Origin of the sequence: Micromonospora sp. PLK6-60 (assembly GCF_019890675.1) — a bacterium.
In the GTDB taxonomy this organism is placed as follows: domain Bacteria; phylum Actinomycetota; class Actinomycetes; order Mycobacteriales; family Micromonosporaceae; genus Micromonospora.
Window position 1 is genome coordinate 309,028 of sequence record NZ_JAIOAA010000002.1, and the last position, 20,780, is coordinate 329,807.

Below are 20,780 nucleotides of genomic sequence, written 5' to 3' on the forward strand. Positions count from 1 at the left end.
GGGCCGGCGGGGAAGTACCCATTCGTCCGTATCTCGGACGATCTTGCCGTTTCGTGGAAGTTCTATGTCTTCCGGGTACGGAAGGCCCGCCGGTCCGGGGCGCCGCCGCCCGTGCGCCGCTCGCGCTCGGACCGCCGACGCGTCCGCCTGGCTCCGGACCTCCTGCCGACGGGTGGGGGCCGCCGGTCCACGGCCGCGCGGCCCCGACGCCGGGGCCCGTTCCGTGGCCTACCAACTTGATGACGTGAACGAATCACTCCGCCGGTGTGATGGGGCGATGGTGCGGCATCCCGCCGCCCGGCTGATTCGTTTGTGACATCAAGTTCGTAGGCTGCCGACCGGGCACCGCCAGGGGTGTGCGGCAGGCAGGTTCGCCCTCGGTCGTGTCGACCGGGCGCCGTCGGGGGTGTGCGGCAGGCGGGGTTCGCCCTCGGTTGTGCCCACCGACCGCCGTCGGGGGCGTGCGGCAGGAAAGGCCGACCCTCGGCCCTGCCGAGCACCGCCGGGTTGCGCGCCGGGGCAAGGGTCGCCCCAGGTCGTGCCGGCCGCGCACCGCTTCAGGGCGGGGCCGAAGGCCGCAGCGGGCCGGCGCCGCGCCGAACAGCGGGGCCCGCTCAGCCCGCCGGCTGCGGACCGGGCTGGCAGGCCGGACACCAGTAGGTGACCCGCTCGCCGAGCTCCGCCTTGCGGATCGCGGTGCCGCACCGCCGGCAGGGCTGCGCCCGCCGGCCGTAGACGTAGCTGGTCGCCCCGCGGTGCAGCGAGCCGGTGGTGCTCTGCGTCCACCGGCCCCGGTTGGCCGCCAGCAGCCGCTGCGCCAGGGCCACCGTGCCCGGCAGGTCCGGCACGTCGCCGACCGGCGTCCACGGGGAGACCCCGCGCAGGAAGAGCACCTCGCACTTGTAGAGGTTGCCCACCCCGGCCAGGTTGCGCTGGTCCAGCAGGGCGTCGGCGACGGTCGCCGCGGGCTGGGCGGCGAGCCGGCGGACCGCCTCGTCCGGGTCCCAGTCCGGGCCGAGCAGATCCGGCCCGAGGTGCCCGACCAGGGACTCCTCCTCCGCAGTCGGCACCAGGGCCAGCTCGTGCAGGTGGTAGCCGACCGCCACCGCGCCGGGGCTGCGCAGCACCACCCGGATCAGGTGCGCCGGCCGGCCCGTCCAACGCTCGCCCGGGGCGTACGCCCGCCAGGCGCCGTCCATCCGCAGGTGGGAGTGGAGGGTGCGGCGGTCGCCGTCCGGGGCGCTGAGCCGGAGCAGCAGGTGCTTGCCCCGGCTCGCCGACTCGCGGACCGTCCAGCCGGTCAGGTCGGTCGTCGCCAGCTGCGGCACCCGGAAGTCCGAGCCGGTCAGGGTGGCGCCGGCCAGCGCGCGGTGCAGCACGCGGGCCGTGTTCCAGACGGTGTCGCCTTCGGGCACGTGCCCATTGTCCCCTTCGTCAGGGGCGTTCGTCGGGGCGGGCCGGGCGGACCAGGTCCTGGTAGCGGGGGTGGCTGGCGCCGTAGACGGCGAAGTTGAGCCGGGCGTGGGCGAGGCTCAGGTCGCCGTTCGGGCCGCCGCGCACCACGTCGGCGTCGGCCTCGGCCTGCCCGTCGTCGGTCCAGAAGCAGACCGGGCAGGTGCCGCCGCCGGTCAGGGCGGCGCAGCAGGGACAGGCGACGGGAACCTCGAGCTCACCCACCAGAGAAGCATTCCACACCGGACGCCGTGAAGCAGCCGGCGAACGGCCCGGTTCCCGGCACCGGGCCGGTACGTCACCGGTCGGCGGTGACGGTGAGCAGCTCGCCGGGGCCGGCCGCCAGCAGGTCGACGGCCCGACCGCCGTTGACCGCCACCGCCACCAGGCCGGCGGAGTCGGCATAGACCACCAGGCCCCCGGCCGGGGTGTCGCCGAACGTCGCGCCGTGCGCCGCGACGTGCCCCGCCACCCGGACCGAGCCGGGCAGCCCGGCCAGCAGCCCGGCCGGCGCGGCGAGCTGCACGTTGCCGAAGTGGTCCACCGTCAGCACCTCGGCGGTGAAACCGTCGCCGGTACGGCGTACCACCGGGTCGGGCAGCCGGACCAGGTGCTCGGCGGGCACCGCCGGGCCGGCATCGGCCAGCCGCCCGCCCCGGGCCAGCCGGGCCGCGACCGGGGCGAACACGTCCCGGCCGTGGAAGGTCCGGGACACCAGCGGCGCCAGCCACGCCGGGTTGGTCAGCTCCACCGCGGCGGTGATCCCGCCGAGGGCGGTGGCCGCGTCGAGCAGCAGGCCGTTGTCCGGACCCACCAGCAGGCCGCCCGGGGTGTCCAGGGCGACGCCGCGGCGGTCGGTGCCCACCCCCGGGTCCACCACGGCGACGTGCACCGCGGCCGGCAGGTACGGCACGGTCTGGGCGAGCACCGCGGCGCCCCGGCGGACGTCGGCGGGAGGCACCTGATGGGTCACGTCGAGCACCCGGACCTCGGGCGCGAGGCGGGCGATCACCCCGTGGCAGGCCGCCACGAAACCGTCGGTCAGGCCGTAGTCGGTGGTCAGCGAGATCCAACCGGTCGGCGGCATGCCGGAAGGGTAGCGGTTGACGGGGGCGCCACGGATCGACACCCTCGATCGGCCGACCGGCCGGTGCCTGCCCGCGCGGCCGCTCGGGCAGACTGCCGGAGTGACGAAACGCCTTCGCATGATGTCGACCGCCGCCGCCGTCCTGCTCGCCTTCGGCCTGAGCGCCTGTGGGAAGGACGCCGCGGACCCCGACACCGGCTCCTGGGCGGACGGCCGGTCCCCGGCCCCGACCAGCAGCGCGGCCGCCGCGCCCGCGCCGACCGCCCCGGCCGCCGCGCCCACGGCAAAGTCCACCAAGGACGCTGCGCCCACCCAGCGCCGGCCCACCGAGAGCCCGTCCACCCCGCCGTTCACCATGCCCACCAAGGCCGCGAAAACGCCGTCCGCACGCGCCGTCGTCGACGCGTTCCGGGCGGCCGGCCTGAGCGTGCCGAACGTCCGCGACCGGACCCGGGACTGCGGGCCGGACGGCCTGGGCATCGGCTGCGCCCAGCTGGTCGCCACCGACGCCGTCACCGTGTACGTCTTCCCCGACGAGGCGACCGCGACCAACCAGACCGACATGTGGGGCAGCGACGCGCACCGGTCGGGCGCGGTGGTGCTGAACTACCTGGGCACCCGCACCCCCACCGCCGAGCGGCAGCGCTACGCCGCGGTCCTCGCCAAACTCGGCTGAGCCCCGACCGGCCGGTCGCCCCCGCGCCACGGCCTCGGCACCGGTCCTCCCCGCGCCACGGCCACCCGCCGCTGTGGCCGGCGCGGCGGGGTCAGCCGCGCAGCCGCAGGCCGCGCGGGGTGGCCCGGAAGCCGGCCGCGGTCAGCGCGTCGCGCAGCGGCGAGGAACCCACCGCCTCGCCGTCGGCCCGCTCCACCGACATCGCGCCCAAGGCGCCGGAGTGCACCGCGTCGGCGAGCGCCTTGCCGGCGGCGGTGAGCGCGTCCGGGTCGTCGGTGAAGGAGAGCAGGGTCCGCCCGCCCCGCTCGACGTAGAGCGCCAGCTCGCCCTCGACCAGCACGACCAGCGCCCCGGCCTTGCGGCCGGCCCGGTGCCCGGTGGCCGGCGCGGCGCCGTCGCCGGAGTCGACCACCCGCTCCGGCCAGGGCAGCGCGGCGCCGTACGGGTTCGCCGGGTCGGTGGCCGCCAGCACCAGCGTCGGCCCGCCCCGGCCCCGGACACCCTCACCCGGGTCGGCCAGGGCGCGGAGCCGGTCCACCGCCCCGGGCACCGCGAACTGGGCCGCCCCCAGGCCCTCGACGAAGTAGCCCCGGCGGGCCGCGCCGCGCTCCTCCAGCGCGGACAGCACCGGGTAGACCGCGGCGAACCCGCCGGTCACCTGCTCGGCCACGACCGCGCCCCGGGTCACCACGCCGTGCCGCTCCAGCAGCAGGTCGGCCAGCGCGGCGGCCCGGCGGGTGGGGTCGAGGTCGCGCTCGGGCAGCCGGGACCAGCGGCCGGCGACGGTCGGCGGGCCGCCCCGGCTGGGCAGCGCCACCCGCCCGGGGCGGCGGTAGCGGGTGCGCGGGGCGGCCGGCCGGGACCGGTGTGCGCCACCACCACCGAGCGCCGCCCGCAGCGGCGCCAGGGTGTCGTTGGTGAGCTGACCGGCCCAGACCAGGTCCCAGATCGCGGCGGTCAGCGCGGTGTCGTCGGTGGACCCGACCCGGTCGGCCAGCGAGCGGAAGAAGAGCGCCTGCCCGTCGGCGAGCGCGTCGAGGACCGCCTCGTGCAGCGGCGTCCGGGCCGCCGCGTCGTCCGGCGGGGGGAGCAGCAGCGGCGCGGTGTCCGCGTACGCCAGGGTGACCCACCCGTCGCCGCCGGAGATCGCGCCGGACCCGGCCCAGACCACCTCGCCGCCGGCGCAGAGCTCGTCGAGCTGGGCGGGGGAGTAGTCGGCCACCCGGGCGGGCAGCACCAGGCGCTCCAGGGCGGAGGCGGGCAGCGCGACGCCCTGCAACTGCTCGACGGTGGCGGCGACCGCCTCGACGCCCCGGGCGGACGAGCCGACCTGCTGCCAGCGCGGCAGGAACGTGGCAAGCGCCCGCGGCGGCACCGGCTCGATCTCCCGGCGCAGCGCGGCCAGCGAGCGGCGGCGCAGCAGCCTCAGCACCTCGGCGTCGCACCACTGGGTGCCGACGCTGTCCGGGGCGAACTCGCCGGAGACCACCCGCCCGGTGGCCGCGAGCCGGCGCAGCGCCTGCTCGACGACGAAGACCCCGAGCCCGAACCGGGCGGCGCAGCTGGCCGCGGCGAACGGGCCGTGGGTCCGGGCGTACCGGGCGACCAGGTCGCCGAGCGGGTCGGCCACCGGCGTCAGGTACGCCTCGGCCACCCCGACCGGCAGGGCGGCACCGAGCGCGTCACGCAGCCGGCCGGCGTCCTCCACGCCCACCCAGCGCTCCTCGCCGGCGATCCGGACCGGCAGCACCCGGCGGGCCGCGGCCAGCTCGGTCAGCCACCCGACCGGTACGCCCCGCTCGGCCAGCTCCGCCTCGCTCAGGTCGCCGACCACCCGGAGCAGCTCGACCACGTCCTCGGCGTCGCGGGGCCGGCGTTGCTCGGTGCGCCAACGCAACTGCCGTTCGGTCTCGGCGAGCACCGCCGGGTCCAGCAGCTCGCGCAGGTCGACCCGGCCGAGCAGCTCACCGAGCAGGGCCGAGTCGAGGGCCAGCGCGGCGGCGCGGCGCTCGGCCAGCGGCGCGTCCCCCTCGTAGAGGAACGCCCCGACATAGCCGAACAGCAGCGAGCGGGCGAACGGCGACGGGCGTTCGGACTCCACCTCGACCAGGCGCACCTTGCGGCTGCCCAGGTCACGCATCAACGCGGCCAGGGCGGGCTGGTCGAAGACGTCCTGGAGGCATTCCCGGGCCGCCTCCAGGGTGACCGGGAAGTCGGCGTACTCCCGGGCGACGTCGAGCAGTTGGGCGGCGCGCTGGCGTTGCTGCCACAGCGGCTGGCGGCGGCGCGGGTCGCGGCGGGGCAGCAGCAGCGAGCGGGCCGCGCACTCCCGGAACCGGCTGGCGAACAGCGCGGACGTCCCGACGGACTCCTCGACCAGCTGGGCGATCTCGTCGGGCTCGAAGACCACCACGTCCGCGCCGGGCGGCTCGTCGGCCGTGTCGGGGAGCCGGACCACGATGCCGTCGTCGGAGGGCATCACCTGGGCGTCCACGCCGTACCGCTCGGCGAGCCGGCGGCCGATCGCGAGCGCCCACGGGCCGTTCACCCGGGCGCCGAGCACCGAGTGCACGGCGAGTCGCCAGTCGCCCAGCTCGTCGCGGAACCGCTCGACCACCACCGTCCGGTCGTCGGGCAGCGACCGGGTGGCGGCCTGCTGCTCCCGCAGGTAGGCCAGCAGGTTTCCGGCCGCCCAGTCGTCCAGCCCGCCGGCGCGCAGCGCGGTGACCGCGTCGGCGTCGCTCAGCCGCAGCAGCCCCCGGACCCGGGCGCCGATCGCCCGGCCCAGCTCCACCGGCCGGCCGAGCTGGTCGCCCTTCCAGAACGGCATCCGGGCGGCCTGGCCGGGGGCGGGGGAGACCAGCACCCGGTCGGGGGTGATCTCCTCGATCCGCCAGGACGACGAGCCGAGCAGGAAGACGTCGCCCACCCGCGACTCGTAGACCATCTCCTCGTCCAGCTCGCCGACCCGGGCGGCGCGCTCCGCGCCGGCCAGGAAGACCCCGAAGAGCCCCCGGTCGGGGATGGTGCCGCCGCTGGTCACGGCGAGCCGCTGGGCGCCGGGCCGGCCGGTGAGCACGTCGGCCGCCCGGTCCCAGACCAGCCGGGGACGCAGCTCGGCGAAGGCGGTGGACGGGTAACGGCCGGAGAGCATGTCCAGCACCGCGTGCAGCGCCGAGTCGGGCAGCTCGGCGAAGGGCGCGGCCCGGCGGACGACCGCGGCCAGGTCGCCGACCCGCCACGGTTCGAGCGCCACCATCGCCACGATCTGCTGGGCGAGTACGTCGAGCGGGTTGCGCGGATAGTGCAGTTCCTCGATCGCGCCGGCCCCCATCCGCTCGGCCACCACGGTGCAGGAGAGCAGGTCGCCCCGGTGCTTCGGGAAGACCACCCCACGGGAGACCGCGCCCACCTGGTGCCCGGCCCGGCCGACGCGTTGCAGCCCGGCGGCCACGCTGGGCGGCGCCTCGATCTGCACGACCAGGTCGACCGCGCCCATGTCGATGCCCAGCTCCAGGCTGGAGGTGGCCACCACGGCCGGCAGCTGACCGGACTTGAGCGCCTCCTCGATGTGCTTGCGCTCCTCGCGGGAGACGCTGCCGTGGTGGGCCCGGGCGATCACCGGCGCGGCGCCGGCCGCCGCACCGGACTGGGCCATCACCTCGGCGGGTGGGCGGGGGGCCCGCAGCGGCCCGACCTGGCCCGGCTCGTCGGCGCTCAGCCCGTCGGCGCTCAGCTCGTCGGCGCTCAGCTCCTCGGCGCTCAGCTCCTCGGCGGCCAGCTCGTTGAGCCGGGCGCAGAGCCGCTCGGCGCTGCGCCGCGAGTTGGTGAAGACGATCGTCGAGCGGTGGGACCGGATCAGCGCGAGGACCCGCTCCTCGACGGCCGGCCAGATCGAGGCGCGCCGGGGGCCCGGACCACCGAGATCGTCCTCGGGCTCGTCCTGCTCGTCCAGCCGGGTCATGTCCTCCACCGGCACCTGGACGCTTACCTCGATGGTCTTGTCGCTGGGCGGCTGGACCACCTCGACCGGGCGGGCGCCGCCGAGGAAGCGGGCGCAGCCGTCGATCGGGCGGACCGTGGCCGACAGCCCGATCCGCTGGGCGGGCCGCTCCAGCAGCGCGTCGAGGCGTTCCAGGGAGAGCGCCAGGTGGGCGCCGCGCTTCGTGCCGGCGACGGCGTGCACCTCGTCCACGATCACCGTCTCGACCCCGCGCAGCGAGTCCCGTGCCGCGGAGGTGAGCAGCAGGAACAGCGACTCGGGGGTGGTGATGAGGATGTCCGGCGGGGTGCGGGCGAAGGCCCGCCGCTCGTCGGCCGGGGTGTCGCCGGTGCGCATGCCGACGGTGATCCCGGGCGGGGCGATGCCGAGCCGGGTGGCGGCCTGGCGGATGCCGGCCAGCGGGGCGCGCAGGTTGCGCTCGACATCGACCGCGAGCGCCTTGAGCGGGCTGACGTAGAGCACCCGGCAGCGTCGCCGGGCGTCGGCCGGCGGCGGCTCCTGGGCCAGCCGGTCGAGCGACCAGAGGAAGGCGGCGAGGGTCTTGCCGGAGCCGGTCGGCGCGACCACCAGCGCGTTGCGCCCGGCGGCCACCGCCTGCCACGCGCCCACCTGGGCGGGCGTGGGCGCCGCGAAGGCCGCGGCGAACCACTCCCGGGTCGCCGGGCCGAACTCGGTGGTCACCGCCGCGCTCCCGCCCGCCGGGCCGCCGCCCGCCGCCAACGGCACTCTCCCGCCCGCCGGGCCGCTGCCCGCCGCCAACGGCGCGGGGAAGGCCCTGCACCCCGCACCGCACGCGGGAGGCCCCGACGTGCGGCACGTCGCGCCATCGGCGAGACCGGAAGGCCCCACATGCCGCACATCGCGCCCTCGACCGCGGTCGGACCCTCGGCGGGGGTCGCGCCCTCGGCGGGGGTCGCGCCCTCGGCCAGGGTCGGACCCTCGGCGGGGGTCGCGCCCTCGGCCAGGGTCGGACCCTCGGCGGGGGTCGCGCCCTCGGCCAAGGTCGGACCCTCGGCCGGGGCCGCAGTCGGGGCGTCCCGGCCGGGGAGGCCGTCGTTGGCGCCTGCCTGATCCGTCACGCCTCCATCCTGCCCCGCCGGTCCGACAGTCGACCGGTCCGCGCGAGCGACCTGTCCGACTGTGGGCCCTTACATGCCAGATCAAGATGGTTGATGTGTTAAGTCTTACTTAACAGCTTGCTAGCCGCCCGCAACATAAAGTAACTTCTTCCGCAACGGGGCATCGGGTGGAGGAATGCGGATGGCGGTCGAGGAGGCTCGCTTCACGCCCGGCACCGACGTGCTCATCCGCAAGGTCGACGGTCATCTCGCCGCGCTCCGCGCCACCCTGCGCGGCGCCGAGCTGGAGCTGGCCGAGCGGCTCGCCGACTGCCTCAAGGAGCTGGTCGTCGGCACCGCGCAGGCCAGCGCCGCCGACCGGGGCCAGGTGCGGGCCGCCGTGCACTTCTTCGTCCTGCGGCGGGAGAGCCGGGGCCGGCTGCTGTCGGTGCGTTCGCTGGCCGCGGCCCAGCGGGTGGTGAACCGGGTGGCCCACCAGCTCGACCGGCCCGACCTCGCCGTCGAGGTCCGCCCGACCCGCGGGGCGGCGCTCTCCACCGGCGACACCGCCCGGCGCTGACCCGCGCCGGCCGGCCTCGGCGATGATCATCGGCTGCTGAGCCACTCGACACGCCGAGAGCAGTACTGCTCACCTGCCAACGATCATGGCGCGGCGTGGACCCGAGCAGGCGGAGGCCAGTCAGCGCCCGGAACCGGTCGGTGGCCAATCTGGCGAAAACCGCCCGTCGGCACGCGAATTCCCGTCTGATCGTTCGTGGCCGGACTTTCCCGCCCGGCGCGCCGCCGGCTCGACGGGGGAGGACGGGTGCTCGTACTGCTGCTCCTCCACCTGCTCGCGGCCCTCGTCGCCCCGGTGCTGGTCCGCTGGTGGGGGCCGCGGGCCTGCTACTGCCTCGCGCTGGTGCCGGCCGCCGCCGCCGGCTGGGCGGTGACCCGCACCCCGGCGGTCCGCGACGGGGGCGCGGTCGTCGAGACGTACGGGTGGATCGGCCAGCTCCACCTCGCGGTGGCGCTGCGGATGACCACCCTCTCCTGGCTGATGGTCCTGCTGGTCGGCGGGGTGGGCGCGCTGGTGCTGGTCTACTGTGGCCGGTACTTCGACCGGGACTCGGTCGGGCTGGCCCGGTTCGTGGCGGTGCTGGTCGCCTTCGCTGGCGCGATGTTCGGCCTGGTCGTCTCCGACGACCTGCTGCTGCTCTACGTCTTCTGGGAACTCACCACCGTCTTCTCCTACCTGCTGATCGGGCACAGCACCGAACGGCGGTCCAGCCGGTGGGCGGCCGCCCAGGCGTTGACCGTCACCACCCTCGGCGGCCTGGCCATGCTTGTCGGGTTCCTGATCCTCGGTGGGCACGCCGGCAGCTACCGCTGGTCGGCGATCGCCGCCGCGCCGCTGCCCGGCGGCGCCCCGCTGGTGGTCGCGGTGCTGCTGATCCTGACCGGCGCGCTGGCCAAGTCGGCGATCGTGCCGTTCAACGCCTGGCTGCCGGTGGCGATGGCGGCGCCCACCCCGGTCAGCGCTTACCTGCACGCCGCCGCCATGGTCAAGGCCGGGGTCTATCTGATCGGGCTGCTCGGGCCGGTGCTGGCCGGCGCCGGCGGGTGGCGGCCGGTGCTGCTCACCCTCGGCCTGGTCACCATGCTGGCCGGTGGCTGGGCGGCGCTGCGCCAGTGCGACCTGAAGCTGCTGCTGGCGTACGGGACGGTCAGCCAGCTCGGCCTGCTGGCGGTGGTGATCGGCGCCGGCACCGCCGACGCGGCGCTCGCCGGGGTGGCGATGCTGCTGGCGCACGCCCTGTTCAAGGCCGCGCTCTTTCTCGTGGTGGGCATCATCGACCACGACGTCGGCACCCGCGACCTGCGGGAACTCAGCGGTCTCGGCCGGCACGCCCCGCTGCTGGCCGGCGTCGGCACGCTGGCCGCCGCCTCGATGGCCGGGGTGCCGCCGCTGCTCGGTTTCGTCGCCAAGGAGGCGGTCTTCACCGCCCTCGCCGACCAACCGGTGGTCCTCGCCGGGCTGGTCGCCGGCACCGTGCTCACCGTGGCGTACAGCATCCGGTTCGTCTGGGGGGCGTTCGGCGTCCGGCCGGGGGTCCCGCAGGCCGACGCCGGCCACCCGGCGGCGCCGCTGCTGGTGCCCCCGGCGCTGCTCGCGGTGGCCGGACTGGTCGCCGGGCCCGCCGCCGCCGGGCTGGACGGCCTGCTGCGCCCGTACGCGGAGCTGTTCGGCGCCCCGCACGAGAAGCTGGCGCTCTGGCACGGCCTCACGCCGGCGCTGGGGCTCTCCGCGCTGGCGCTCGCCGGCGGGTACCTGCTGCACCGGGTGCGCGGCCCGCTCGCCCCCGCGCTGGCCCGGTTCCGCTCGCCGGTGGGCGGCAACCAGGGGTACGAGTGGGTCACCCGCCGCTTCGACCGGGTGGCCATCGAGGTCACCGGCGCCACCCAGCGGGGCGCCCTGCCGCAGTACCTGGGCGTGATCCTGCTGGCCCTGGTGCTGGTGCCCGGCTGGGCGTTGCTGAGCGTGGCGCCGTGGCGGGCCCGGATCGCCGCCTGGGACACCCCGCTGCAACTGGTGGTCGGCGTGGTGGTCGTCGTCGCGGCGCTGCTCGCGGTGGGCGCCCGGCGGCGGCTGACCGCGATGCTGCTGGTCGGGGTGACCGGCTACGGCACCGCGATGATGTTCGTCCTGTACGGCGCGCCGGACCTGGCGCTTACCCAGTTCCTGGTGGAGACGGCGACCATCACGGTGTTCGTGCTGGTGCTGCGCCGGCTGCCGGAGCGGTTCTCGGCCCGGCCGCTGCGCCGCAGCCGCTGGGTACGCCGGGCGATCGGCGTCGGGGTCGGGGTGGTGCTGGCCGGCCTGGCGGTGGTGGCCGGCGCCGCCCGCACCGCCGAGCCGATCTCCACCGCCTTCCCCGGCCTCGCGGTGGCCCAGGGCTACGGGCGGAACGTGGTGAACGTGGTCCTCGTCGACATCCGCGCCTGGGACACCATGGGGGAGCTCTCGGTGCTGGTGGTGACGGCGACCGGGGTGGCCAGCCTGATCTTCGAGCGCTCGCGCACCGGCCCCCGGCCGCGCCGCGAGCCGGTCCGGCCGCGCACCGACCACCGGACGGTCTGGCTGCGCGGCGGGGCGACGCTGCACGCGCGGCGCCGCTCCATCGTGTTCGAGGTGGTCACCCGGCTGATCTTCCACACCGTGGTGCTCTTCTCGCTGTTCCTGCTCTTCTCCGGGCACAACGCGCCGGGCGGCGGCTTCGCCGGCGGCCTGGTGGCGAGCCTGGCGCTGGCCCTGCGCTACCTGGCCGGCGGCCGGTACGAGCTGGCCGAGGCGGCGCCCGTCGGCGCCGGCACGGTGCTCGGCGTCGGACTGGCCGTGTCCGTCGGCAGCGGGGTGGTCGGCCTGCTGACCACCGGCTCGGTGCTGCAGAGCACCAAGGTGGACCTGCCGCTGCCCTGGCTGGGCGGGCCCTATCTGGTGACGTCGGTCTTCTTCGACATCGGCGTCTACCTGATCGTGGTCGGCTTGATGCTGGACATCCTGCGCAGCCTCGGCGCCGAGGTGGACCGGCACGTCGAGGCCGCCGGCAAGGCGGAGCGGGGACTGGTGGTCGACCGGGAGGGAGGGCCGACGTGACGCACAGCGGCCCCGGCCTCAACCTGGTGCTGGTGCTCGTCGTCGGGGTGCTGGCCGCCACCGGGGTGACGCTGCTGCTGGAGCGCAGCCTGACCCGGATCCTGCTCGGCGTGGTGCTGCTCGGCAACGGGGTGAACCTGCTGATCCTGGTCGGCGGCCGGTCGGGGACGGCGCCGCTGGTGGACGGCGCCCGGCCGGGCTCGATGAGCGACCCGCTGCCGCAGGCGATGGTGCTCACCGCCATCGTGATCACCTTCGGGCTGACCGCCTTCCTCGCCGCGATCGCCTACCGGAGCTGGTATCTCACCGGCGACGACGAGGTGCAGGACGACCTGGAGGACCGGCAGGTCGTGCGGCTCGCCGAGCACAACGAGGTGACCAACGCCGACCTCGGCGGCGAGGGCCCCGGCGACGACCCGGAGCAGGTCGACCCCGGGCCGGCCCGGCGCCGGCTGCGGCGGGCGGACGAGCAGTGAACGAGCTGCTGCCGCTGCCGGTGGTGGTGCCGCTGCTCGGCGCCGCGCTGACGCTGCTGCTGCCGCGCTGGCCGCTGGCGCAGCGGACGGTCAGCGTGGTGGCGCTGGGCACCAACCTGGTGGTCGCGTCGCTGCTGCTGGTGCGGGCGTACCGGGTGGGGCCGGTGGTGACGCAGATCGGCGGCTGGCCGGCGCCGGTGGGGATCGTGCTGGTCGCCGACCAGCTGGCGGCGCTGATGGTGCTGGTCTCCTCGGCGGTGACGCTGTGCGTGCTGCTCTATTCCATCGGGCAGGGCCGCAGCGAGACCGGCGAGTCCGCGCCGGTGAGCATCTTCCACCCGACCTACCTGGTGCTGACCGCCGGCATCACGAACGCGTTCCTCGCCGGCGACCTGTTCAACCTCTTCGTCGGCTTCGAGATCCTGCTGGCGGCGAGCTTCGTGCTGATCACGCTGGGCGGCACCGCGACCCGGATCCGCACCGGCAGCACGTACGTCGTGGTCAGCGTGCTCTCCTCGATGATCTTCCTGGCCGGCGTCGGCCTGGTGTACGCGGCCACCGGCACCCTCAACATGGCCCAGCTCGCCACCCGGCTGGACGCGCTGCCGGACGGCGTACGCCTCGGGTTGCAGCTGATGCTGCTGCTGGCCTTCGGCATCAAGGCGGCGGTCTTCCCGCTCTCCGCCTGGTTGCCGGACAGCTATCCGACGGCCCCCGCGCCGGTGACCGCCGTCTTCGCCGGCCTGCTCACCAAGGTCGGCGTCTACGCGATCATCCGGACCGAGACGCTGCTCTTCCCCGGCGGCGCGGTCGGCGGCCTGCTGATGGTGGTGGCCGCGCTGACCATGCTGGTCGGGGTGCTCGGCGCGGTGGCGCAGTCGGACCTGAAGCGGCTCTTCTCGTTCACCCTGGTCAGCCACATCGGCTACATGATCTTCGGGGTGGCGTTGAGCACCACCGCCGCGCTCTCCGGCGCGATCTTCTACGTGGTGCACCACATCACCATCCAGACCACCCTCTTCCTCGTCGCCGGCCTGGTCGAGGAGCGGGCCGGCAGCACCGACCTGCGCCGGCTCGGCGGGCTGGCCCGGGTCGCCCCGCTGCTGGCGGTGCTCTTCTTCGTGCCGGCGATGAACCTGGCCGGCATCCCGCCGTTCTCCGGCTTCCTGGGCAAGGTGGGCCTGCTCCAGGCCGGAGTGGCCGCCGGCGGCCCGCTGGCCTGGGTGCTGGTGGCAGCGGGGACGGTGACCAGCCTGCTCACCCTCTACGCCGCCTCCCGGGTGTGGAACATCGCGTTCTGGCGGGCGCCGCAGCCGGGCACCGCCCAGCCGGTGACCCGGCTGCCCGCCCTGATGGTCGGCGCCACCGCCGCCCTGGTGGTGCTCGGCCTGGCGCTGACCGTGGTGGCCGCACCGCTGTTCCGGGTCACCGCCGACGCCGCGATCGACCTGCGCGAGCGCACCCCGTACGTGCGCGCCGTGCTGCCCGGGGGCCCGCCGTGACCGGCCCCGCCACCGCCCGCCGGTACGGCCGCCGCCGGGACAAGCTGATCGCGCTCGGCTGGCTGGTGCTGGTGTGGAACCTGCTCTGGGGCCGGTTCTCCCTCGGCAACCTGGTGGGCGGGGTGCTGGTGGGCGGGGCGGTGCTGCTGTTCTTTCCGCTGCCGCCGGTCTCCTTCGGCGGCCGGCTGCGCCCCCGCGGGCTGCTGGTGCTGGCCGGGACCTTCGTCGTCGAGCTGGTCGCCGCCAGCGTGCACGTCGCCGCGATCGCCGTACGCCCCGGCTACCGGCCGCGCGGCGCGATCATCGGGGTCCGGCTGCGGGTGCGCACCGACCTGAACCTGGCGCTCACCGCCGAACTGCTCTCGCTGGTCCCGGGCACCCTGATCGTGGAGGTGGACCGGGACGCCGGCGTGCTCTACGTGCACGTACTCGACGTGCGCGGGCCGGCGGACCTGACCGGCTCCCGGGACCGCGTCCTCGGCGTCGAGGAGCGGATCGTCCGGGCGGTCGGCTCCGCCGCCGAGGTACGCCAGCTCGCCGACCCACGCTCGACCGGAGGTGTCCCGTGACCGTCGTCCTGGCCGTCGCGCTGACCGTGCTGCTGTCAGTCACCGCGCTGCTCGCCCTGGCCCGGATGTACCGCGGCCCGTCCCTGCTGGACCGGGTGATCGCCGCCGACCTGCTGCTGGCCACCATGCTCGGCGCGGTCGGCGCGGAGGCGGCGGTGACCGGGCACGCCACCACCCTGCCGGTGCTGGTGGTGCTCTCGCTGCTCGGGTTCGTCGGCTCGGTGGCCCTGGTCCGCTTCGCCGCCCGGGAGGAGGCGTGAGGGCCGTCGCCGCCGCCCTGGGCACGGTCGCGGCCGGAGGCAGCACCCTGAGCACCGTCGCCGACGTGCTGGGCGCGGTCGCGTTGCTGGCCGGCGCGCTGCTCAGCCTGGCCGCCGGGATCGGGGTGCTGCGCTTCCCGGACGTGCTGGACCGGATGCACGCCGCCACCAAACCCCAGGTGCTGGGGGTGCTGCTCCTGCTGCTCGGGCTGGCGCTGCGGCTGCGCGGCCCGATGGACCTGGGGATGATCGCCCTGGTCGCCGTCTTCCAGCTCGCCACCGCCCCGGTGGCGGCCCAGATGATCGGCCGGGCCGCGTACCGGTCCGGCCGGGTGGACCGCACCCTGCTGGACACCGACGAACTCGCCGGCAACCAGCCGCCGCGGGCCGGCCGGTAACCGGACGACGGGTGCGTTGCCCCCACCTTCAGCGGACGTCAAGCCAGCGCCGGTAGAATTGCCGGATGATCGACTCTTCTGCCCAGGAGGGCAGCAGTAGCCGGCCGGGTCGTACCCGGCATCCCCTCCGCCCGACGACCCCGGGAGCCCTGAGCGTCCCGTGTTGATCGTCGTCGGTCTTGTCCTCATCATCGTCCTCACCGCCGCCACGGGCTACTTCGTGGCCCAGGAGTTCGGCTACGTCGCGGTGGACCGCGGCAAGCTCCAACAGCTGGCCGACGGGGGTGACGAGAAGGCCGCCCGGGCCCTCCAGGTCACCGGTCGGCTCTCCTTCATGCTCTCCGGCGCCCAGCTCGGCATCACCGTGACCGCCCTGCTGGTCGGTTACGCCGCCCAGCCGTACCTGGGCGCGGGGCTCGCCGAGCTGCTCGGCGGCGCCGGCGTCTCCACCGCGGTCAGCCTGCCGCTGTCGGTGGCGCTGGCCCTGCTCATCGCCACCGTGGTGCAGATGGTCCTCGGCGAGCTGGCCCCCAAGAACCTGGCCATCGCCCGCGCCGAGCCGCTGGCCCGGGCGCTGGCCAGCTCCACCCTGATCTACCTGAAGGTCGCCGGTCCGCTGATCAAGCTGTTCGACCGGGCGGCGGTGCGGCTGCTGCGCCGGGTCGGCATCGAGCCGATCGAGGAGCTGCCCAGCGGCGCCACCCCGGAGGACCTCGAGCAGATCATCGCCGAGTCCCGGGAGGAGGGGCACCTCGACGCCGAGATGTCCGACCTGCTCGACCGGGGGCTGGACTTCCGGCAGCTGACCGCCGGGGAGGCCATGGTGCCCCGGGTCGACGTGCACACCGTACGGGCGCACGATCCGGTCAGCCGGGTGGTGGAGATGCTCGACACCGGCCACTCCCGCTTCCCCGTGCGCGGCGCCGAGGGCGTCGACGACCTGGTCGGCGTCGTCGGCATCGCCGACGTGCTCGGGGTGCCGCCGGCCCGGCGGGCGACCACCCCGGTCAGCGCGGTGGCCGTACCGCCGCTGCTGGTGCCGGAGACCCTGCCGCTGCCCACGGTGCTGGACCGGCTCCGCTCCGGGCACCGGCAGCTCGCCTGCGTGGTCGACGAGTACGGCGGGTTCGCCGGGGTGATCACCCTGGAGGACATCGCCGAGGAACTGGTCGGCCCGATCCGGGACGAGGACGACCCGCCGGAGCGGGCCCCGGCCCGGCAGGACGACGGCTCCTGGGTGGTGCCGGCCCGCTGGCGGATCGACGAGGTCGCGGACAGCACCGGCATCGCGCTGCCCGAGGCCCCCGAGTACGACACCCTCTCCGGGCTGGTGATGCGCGAGCTGGGCCGGGTGCCCGAGGTGGGTGACCTGCTGGAGATCGAGCTGACGCCCGACGGCGAGGAGCGGCGGCAGCCGAAGGTGCTGGTGGAGGTGCTGGCGGTGGACCGGCACGTGGCCGACTCGGTGCGGCTGCGGGCCACCGGCGGGGAGGTGACCGCGTGAGCCCCGGAATCGCCCTGCTGGTCTCGATCCTGCTGCTCGCCCTCAACGGGTTCTTCGTGGCCGCCGAGTTCGCCCTGGTCGCCTCGAAGCGCTACCGCCTGGAACAGGCCGCGGCCGGTGGCGGGCGCGCGGCGAAGGCCGCGCTGGACGGCGTACGCGAGCTGTCCCTGATGCTGGCCGGCGCGCAGCTCGGCATCACCCTGTGCACGCTGGGCCTGGGTGCGCTCGCCGAACCGGCGATCGAGCACCTGCTCAGCCCGCTGCTGCACGCGGTGGGGCTGCCCGCCGCGGCCAGCCACGTGGTGGCGCTGGTGTTCGCGCTGGGCCTGGTCACCTTCCTGCACCTGGTGGTCGGTGAGATGGCCCCGAAGTCGTGGGCGATCACCGACGCGGAACGCTCGGCGACGCTGCTGGCGCTGCCGTTCCGGGCCTTCGCCCGGGTCGCCCGGCCGGTGCTGTCGCTGCTCAACGGGCTGGCCAACGCCATCCTGCGGCTGGTCGGCGTGCAGCAGCAGGACCAGCTCGCCCAGGTGCACGGCCCGAGCGAGCTGCGCATCCTGCTGGAGCAGTCCCGCGAGCACGGCCTGCTGGAGGCCGAGCAGCACCAGATGCTGACCAGCATGCTGCAGTTGCAGGCCACCACGGTGGCCGACGTGATGGAGCCGTTCGACCGGATCGTCACGGTGGGCCGGCACGAGCCGGCCGAGCGGATCGAGCACGTGTCCCGGGAGAGCGGCCGGTCCCGGCTGGCCGTGGTGGACCCGGGCGGCGAGGTCTGCGGCCTGGTGCACGTACGGGAGGCGGTCCGGGCGGTGACCACCGGTCGGGTGGCCACCGCGGGGGAGCTGATGACCCCGTCGTTCACGCTGCCGGCGACCGCCTCGGTGACCGAGGCGGTGGCCGCGATGCGGGCCCGACAGTCCCAGCTCGCGCTGGTGCGCAACGGTGGCGGCCCGACCCGGCCGATCGGCTTCGTCGCCCTGGAGGACCTGCTGGAGGAGGTCATCGGCGAGTTCGACGACGAGACCGACCCGGTGCCGCGCGGCCGCCGGCTGGCCTGATCCCCGTCCCACCCACGCTGCCGCACCGGCCACCCGGTGCGGCAGCGCCGTTTCCGCGGTGGCTCCCGGCCCGCGGTGGGCCGTGCGGGCGCCGGTCCCGCTGGGCGGCAGCGCCGGTCCCGCTGGTTCGCCCGGGTTCGGAACGGGTCGGGCCGGGAAAGCGGCCGGTGACCGGCGGGGGACGGGGGAGCGGATGCGGCTGACCGGGGTGGCCCGGGAGTCCGGCTGGACCGGGCTGACGGTGCACACCACCGTGGCCAACCCGAGCACCCGGCCCGGCCTGCGCCTGCCGGGGCGGGTGACCCTCGCCGCCGGCCGCGACGACGTCCCGGTACGCGACCTGCGACTCGGCCTGGTCGCCCAGGTCGAACCGGAGGACCCGGACGCGCCGAAGCGGCTGGCGCAGTTCCTCGAGGTGCCGATCGGCGGCCGGTTCGTGGTGCCGGCCGGGCGGCGGCGGGCGGTGGACTTCGCGCTGCCGCTGCCGTGGGAGACCCCGGTGACCATCTTCGGCGGGGTGCCGCTGATGAGCCTGCGGCTGGGCCTGCGGACGGCGGTCCGGGTCGACCCGGACTTCGAGCAGGGCGCGATGGTGCCGGTCTTCGTCCATCCGCTCCCCGTCCAGCAGCACATCCTGGCGGCGCTGGACACCCTCGGGTTCGTCATGCGTCAGGCCGGCCTCCAACGGGGCCGGCTGCCCGGGGTGGAGCAGACCCTGCCGGTGCACGAGCGGCTCGGCTTCTGGGTGGCGCCGCTCTACGCCGGGCCGATCACCGAACTGGAGGTGATCTTCGTGGCGAACTCGGCCGGCCTGGAGGTGATCCTCTGGCTGGACCGTCGGCTCTCGCTCGCCGGGATCACCCACCAGAGCGTCAGCCGGTTCCGGGTGTGGCACACCGGGGCCGACCAGCGGGACTGGGTGGCCGTACTGGACGGGTGGCTGCGCGCCGCGGTCAACCGGCACGCGGCGGCCGCCGCGCACACCGACTGGTCCGCCCGGATCACCGAGTCCGCGCACGTCAGCCGCCCTCCGGACGAGCCGGTCCGGCCCGGCTTCGGACTGGGCGGCACCGCCGGCAGCGGTGGTGTCGGCGGCGGGGGCGGCGACGGGACCTGAGCCGCCCGAGCCGAGGTGTCAGAGCGAGGCGGTGGCCAGCTTGATGCTGAAGCCCAGGAAGAGCGCGGCGACGCCGGTGGTGGCGCCGGCCGCCAGCCGGCGGCGCTGCCGGAACTGGGCGGCCAGGAAGGTGCCGGTGAAGATCAGCGCGGTCAGGTAGAGCGCGCTGGTCACCTGGGCGATCAGCCCGAGCAGCAGGAACGACAGCGCCGGCCAGGCGTACCCCGGGTCGACGAACTGGATGAAGAAGGAGATGAAGAAGAGGATCGCCTTGGGGTTGAGCAGGCTGACCACCAGCGCCCGCCGGAACGGGTCGCGCGTCGCCGCCGGGTCCGCGGCATCGATCAGCCGCGGCGTGGTCGGGTCGTTGCGGTCGCGCCAGCGCCGCCACGCGCCGCGCAGCATCATCAGGCCGACATACCCGAGGTACGCCGCGCCGGCGTACTTGATCACCAGGAAGAGCGGCGGGTACGCCTTGAGCAGCGACGCCACCCCGGCGGCGGAGAGGATCATCAGCACCGAGTCGCCGACGAACACCCCGCCCGCGGCCCGGTAGCCGGCCCCCACCCCGCGGCGGGCGGCGGTGGAGAGCACGAAGAGTGAATTCGGCCCGGGCAGCAGCACGATCGCCACCGTCCCGAGCACGTACGTCCAGATGTCGGTGATGCCCAGCACGCCGGACATCATCGCCCCACCGGTGCCGCCGGACGAAGCCTTTCCCGCAGTCTGACCTGTGCTTCTGGCCACTCCTGGGCGAGCATCGAGTAGAGCGCGGAGTCCCGCCAGGTGCCGTCGGCCCGCCGCCGGTTGGCCCGCAGCGTGCCCTCCCGGGTGGCGCCCAGCCGCTCGATCGCCTGCCGGGACCGCGCGTTGTCCACGTTCGTCTGCCAGGTCACCCGGACCGCGCCCAACTCCTCGAAGGCGCGGGTGAGCAGCAACAGCTTCGCCTCGGTGTTGATCCCGCTGCGCCACCACGGCCGGCCCAGCTGGGTGAACCCGATCTCCACCGTGCGCAGGTCCGCGTCGGGTTGGTAGTACGAGGTGGTGCCCACCACCGCCCCCGTCACCGCGCAGCGCTGCACCCAGGGCACCCGCGCGTCGCGGTGGTGGGCCGTCAGGGCGGACCGGATGTTGTCGGCCATCCCGGCCACCGACCGGGGGCGCACGCCGCCCACATACCGCCAGACCTCCTCGTCGTCCAGCGCGGCGTACAGCTCTTCGGCGTGCGCCTCCGCCAGCGGCTCCAGCACCACGTGGTCGCCGCGCAGCACCACCGGCTCCCGCCACGGCGAGCCCGCCGGCCGCAGGTACGCCGGCACCGGCGCGACCACCCCGGCGTCCGGCTCGGGCGGCCCGGCGGTCACCCGCAGCGGCACCACCCCCGCCCAGTACGGCAGCGCCAGGTCGGCCGCCTCCTCGCTGACCCCGCCCGCGCGCACCCGGACCGACACGTCGCGCAGCGGCAGCGCCAGCACGGCGGTCTCGGCCAGCTCGCGCCGGTTCGGCGGCCGGCTGTCCGCGCTGCGCCCGGTCGCCACCTTGTCCACCAGCGCGGTCAGCACCCGGGCCCGCTCGGCCTCGTCGGTGACCAGCCGGGCGGTGCCGTGCGCGACCACCGATCGGTAGTTGGCGCTGTGGTGGAACTGGGAACGGGCGAAGACCAGGCCGTCGAGGTGGGTCACCGTCACGCAGACCGGCAGCCCGGCCCCGCCCCGGGCGGCCAGCAGCGGCCGGCTGCCGGTGGAGCCGTGCAGGTAGAGGGTGTCGTCGACGCGGACGTGCAGGGTGGGCAGCACCCGCGGCGCACCGTCCACGACGAACCCCAGCGCGCAGTGGTACGCCTCGTCGAGCAGGGCGTGCGCGGTGTCCCGGTCATAGCTCATCCGGTCCCGGGTGCGGGTGGCGGTGGTCCGTTCGGTACGCGGGTACATGTGACATCCCACCTTTGTTCTAGTACAA

At 75.5% G+C, this 20,780-nt stretch carries 17 protein-coding genes; 11 read left to right on the forward strand and 6 right to left on the reverse strand.

Going from position 1 to position 20,780, the window contains the following annotated elements:
* Positions 1 to 614: 614 nt before the first annotated feature.
* The 3 genes from K7640_RS04395 to K7640_RS04405 all read right to left on the reverse strand — a co-directional run bounded on the left by K7640_RS04395 (position 615) and on the right by K7640_RS04405 (position 2,539).
* Positions 615 to 1,415: a DNA-formamidopyrimidine glycosylase family protein gene (locus K7640_RS04395; RefSeq protein ID WP_222953383.1), complete on the reverse strand. Its 801-nt coding sequence runs from the start codon at positions 1,413 to 1,415 to the stop codon at positions 615 to 617.
* 19 nt (positions 1,416 to 1,434) lie between these two features.
* Positions 1,435 to 1,677: a CPCC family cysteine-rich protein gene (locus K7640_RS30710; RefSeq protein WP_222953384.1), complete on the reverse strand. Its 243-nt coding sequence runs from the start codon at positions 1,675 to 1,677 to the stop codon at positions 1,435 to 1,437.
* Between the two features lie 73 nt (positions 1,678 to 1,750).
* Positions 1,751 to 2,539 (reverse strand): S-adenosyl-l-methionine hydroxide adenosyltransferase family protein, encoded by a 789-nt coding sequence (locus tag K7640_RS04405; RefSeq protein WP_222953385.1) that lies wholly within the window; start codon positions 2,537 to 2,539, stop codon positions 1,751 to 1,753.
* Between the two features lie 100 nt (positions 2,540 to 2,639).
* Between K7640_RS04405 and K7640_RS04410 the strand changes: the two genes are divergently transcribed.
* Positions 2,640 to 3,215 (forward strand): hypothetical protein, encoded by a 576-nt coding sequence (locus K7640_RS04410; RefSeq protein ID WP_222953386.1) that lies wholly within the window; start codon positions 2,640 to 2,642, stop codon positions 3,213 to 3,215.
* Between the two features lie 91 nt (positions 3,216 to 3,306).
* Here K7640_RS04410 and K7640_RS04415 read toward each other — a convergent pair whose 3' ends face one another.
* Entirely contained in the window at positions 3,307 to 7,944 is a 4,638-nt protein-coding gene (locus K7640_RS04415) for an ATP-dependent helicase (RefSeq protein ID WP_308042453.1), read from the reverse strand.
* A 534-nt stretch (positions 7,945 to 8,478) separates the two neighbouring features.
* Between K7640_RS04415 and K7640_RS04420 the strand changes: the two genes are divergently transcribed.
* From K7640_RS04420 to K7640_RS04465, 10 genes are all read left to right on the forward strand, one after another.
* Positions 8,479 to 8,856 (forward strand): hypothetical protein, encoded by a 378-nt coding sequence (locus K7640_RS04420; RefSeq protein WP_222953388.1) that lies wholly within the window; start codon positions 8,479 to 8,481, stop codon positions 8,854 to 8,856.
* A 246-nt stretch (positions 8,857 to 9,102) separates the two neighbouring features.
* The gene (locus K7640_RS04425) at positions 9,103 to 11,934 is read left to right on the forward strand and encodes a Na+/H+ antiporter subunit A (protein WP_222953389.1); all 2,832 of its coding nucleotides are present in this window, start codon (positions 9,103 to 9,105) and stop codon (positions 11,932 to 11,934) included.
* Positions 11,931 to 12,410, forward strand: a complete 480-nt coding sequence (locus K7640_RS04430) for a Na(+)/H(+) antiporter subunit C (protein WP_308042454.1) — start codon at positions 11,931 to 11,933, stop codon at positions 12,408 to 12,410. The genes K7640_RS04425 and K7640_RS04430 overlap by 4 nt, the downstream gene beginning before the upstream one ends.
* Complete coding sequence (locus tag K7640_RS04435; protein WP_222953390.1) at positions 12,407 to 13,912, forward strand: Na+/H+ antiporter subunit D; 1,506 nt, start codon at positions 12,407 to 12,409, stop codon at positions 13,910 to 13,912. Before K7640_RS04430 ends, K7640_RS04435 begins: the two co-directional genes overlap by 4 nt.
* Positions 13,909 to 14,481 carry a Na+/H+ antiporter subunit E gene (locus K7640_RS04440; protein ID WP_222953391.1) on the forward strand — a complete coding sequence of 191 codons (573 nt, stop codon included), beginning with the start codon at positions 13,909 to 13,911 and terminating at the stop codon, positions 14,479 to 14,481. The genes K7640_RS04435 and K7640_RS04440 overlap by 4 nt, the downstream gene beginning before the upstream one ends.
* Positions 14,478 to 14,741, forward strand: a complete 264-nt coding sequence (locus tag K7640_RS04445; RefSeq protein WP_222953392.1) for a monovalent cation/H+ antiporter complex subunit F — start codon at positions 14,478 to 14,480, stop codon at positions 14,739 to 14,741. Before K7640_RS04440 ends, K7640_RS04445 begins: the two co-directional genes overlap by 4 nt.
* Positions 14,742 to 14,788: 47 nt before the next feature.
* Positions 14,789 to 15,139, forward strand: a complete 351-nt coding sequence (gene mnhG / locus K7640_RS04450; RefSeq protein WP_222953720.1) for a monovalent cation/H(+) antiporter subunit G — start codon at positions 14,789 to 14,791, stop codon at positions 15,137 to 15,139.
* Positions 15,140 to 15,299: 160 nt separating this feature from the next.
* Entirely contained in the window at positions 15,300 to 16,643 is a 1,344-nt protein-coding gene (locus tag K7640_RS04455; RefSeq protein ID WP_222953393.1) for a hemolysin family protein, read from the forward strand.
* The gene (locus K7640_RS04460) at positions 16,640 to 17,704 is read left to right on the forward strand and encodes a hemolysin family protein (protein WP_222953394.1); all 1,065 of its coding nucleotides are present in this window, start codon (positions 16,640 to 16,642) and stop codon (positions 17,702 to 17,704) included. Before K7640_RS04455 ends, K7640_RS04460 begins: the two co-directional genes overlap by 4 nt.
* A 193-nt stretch (positions 17,705 to 17,897) precedes the next feature.
* Positions 17,898 to 18,821 carry a sporulation protein gene (locus K7640_RS04465; RefSeq protein ID WP_222953395.1) on the forward strand — a complete coding sequence of 308 codons (924 nt, stop codon included), beginning with the start codon at positions 17,898 to 17,900 and terminating at the stop codon, positions 18,819 to 18,821.
* Positions 18,822 to 18,839: 18 nt separating this feature from the next.
* On the opposite strand, the gene leuE is transcribed toward K7640_RS04465, so the two are convergent.
* The gene (gene leuE / locus K7640_RS04470; RefSeq protein ID WP_222953396.1) at positions 18,840 to 19,508 is read right to left on the reverse strand and encodes a leucine efflux protein LeuE; all 669 of its coding nucleotides are present in this window, start codon (positions 19,506 to 19,508) and stop codon (positions 18,840 to 18,842) included.
* The gene (locus tag K7640_RS04475) at positions 19,505 to 20,752 is read right to left on the reverse strand and encodes a bifunctional pyridoxamine 5'-phosphate oxidase family protein/GNAT family N-acetyltransferase (RefSeq protein ID WP_222953397.1); all 1,248 of its coding nucleotides are present in this window, start codon (positions 20,750 to 20,752) and stop codon (positions 19,505 to 19,507) included. Before K7640_RS04475 ends, leuE begins: the two co-directional genes overlap by 4 nt.
* Between the last annotated feature and the right edge of the window lie 28 nt (positions 20,753 to 20,780).

What these genes read in the sequence shown, in the direction of transcription:
- K7640_RS04405 (WP_222953385.1), bottom strand. Translation starts at nt 2,539, where the DNA reads ATGCCGCCGACCGGTTGGATCTCGCTGACCACCGACTACGGCCTGACC.
- K7640_RS04475 (WP_222953397.1), bottom strand. Translation starts at nt 20,752, where the DNA reads ATGTACCCGCGTACCGAACGGACCACCGCCACCCGCACCCGGGACCGG.
- leuE (WP_222953396.1), bottom strand. Translation starts at nt 19,508, where the DNA reads ATGATGTCCGGCGTGCTGGGCATCACCGACATCTGGACGTACGTGCTC.
- K7640_RS04465 (WP_222953395.1), top strand. Translation starts at nt 17,898, where the DNA reads ATGCGGCTGACCGGGGTGGCCCGGGAGTCCGGCTGGACCGGGCTGACG.
- K7640_RS04420 (WP_222953388.1), top strand. Translation starts at nt 8,479, where the DNA reads ATGGCGGTCGAGGAGGCTCGCTTCACGCCCGGCACCGACGTGCTCATC.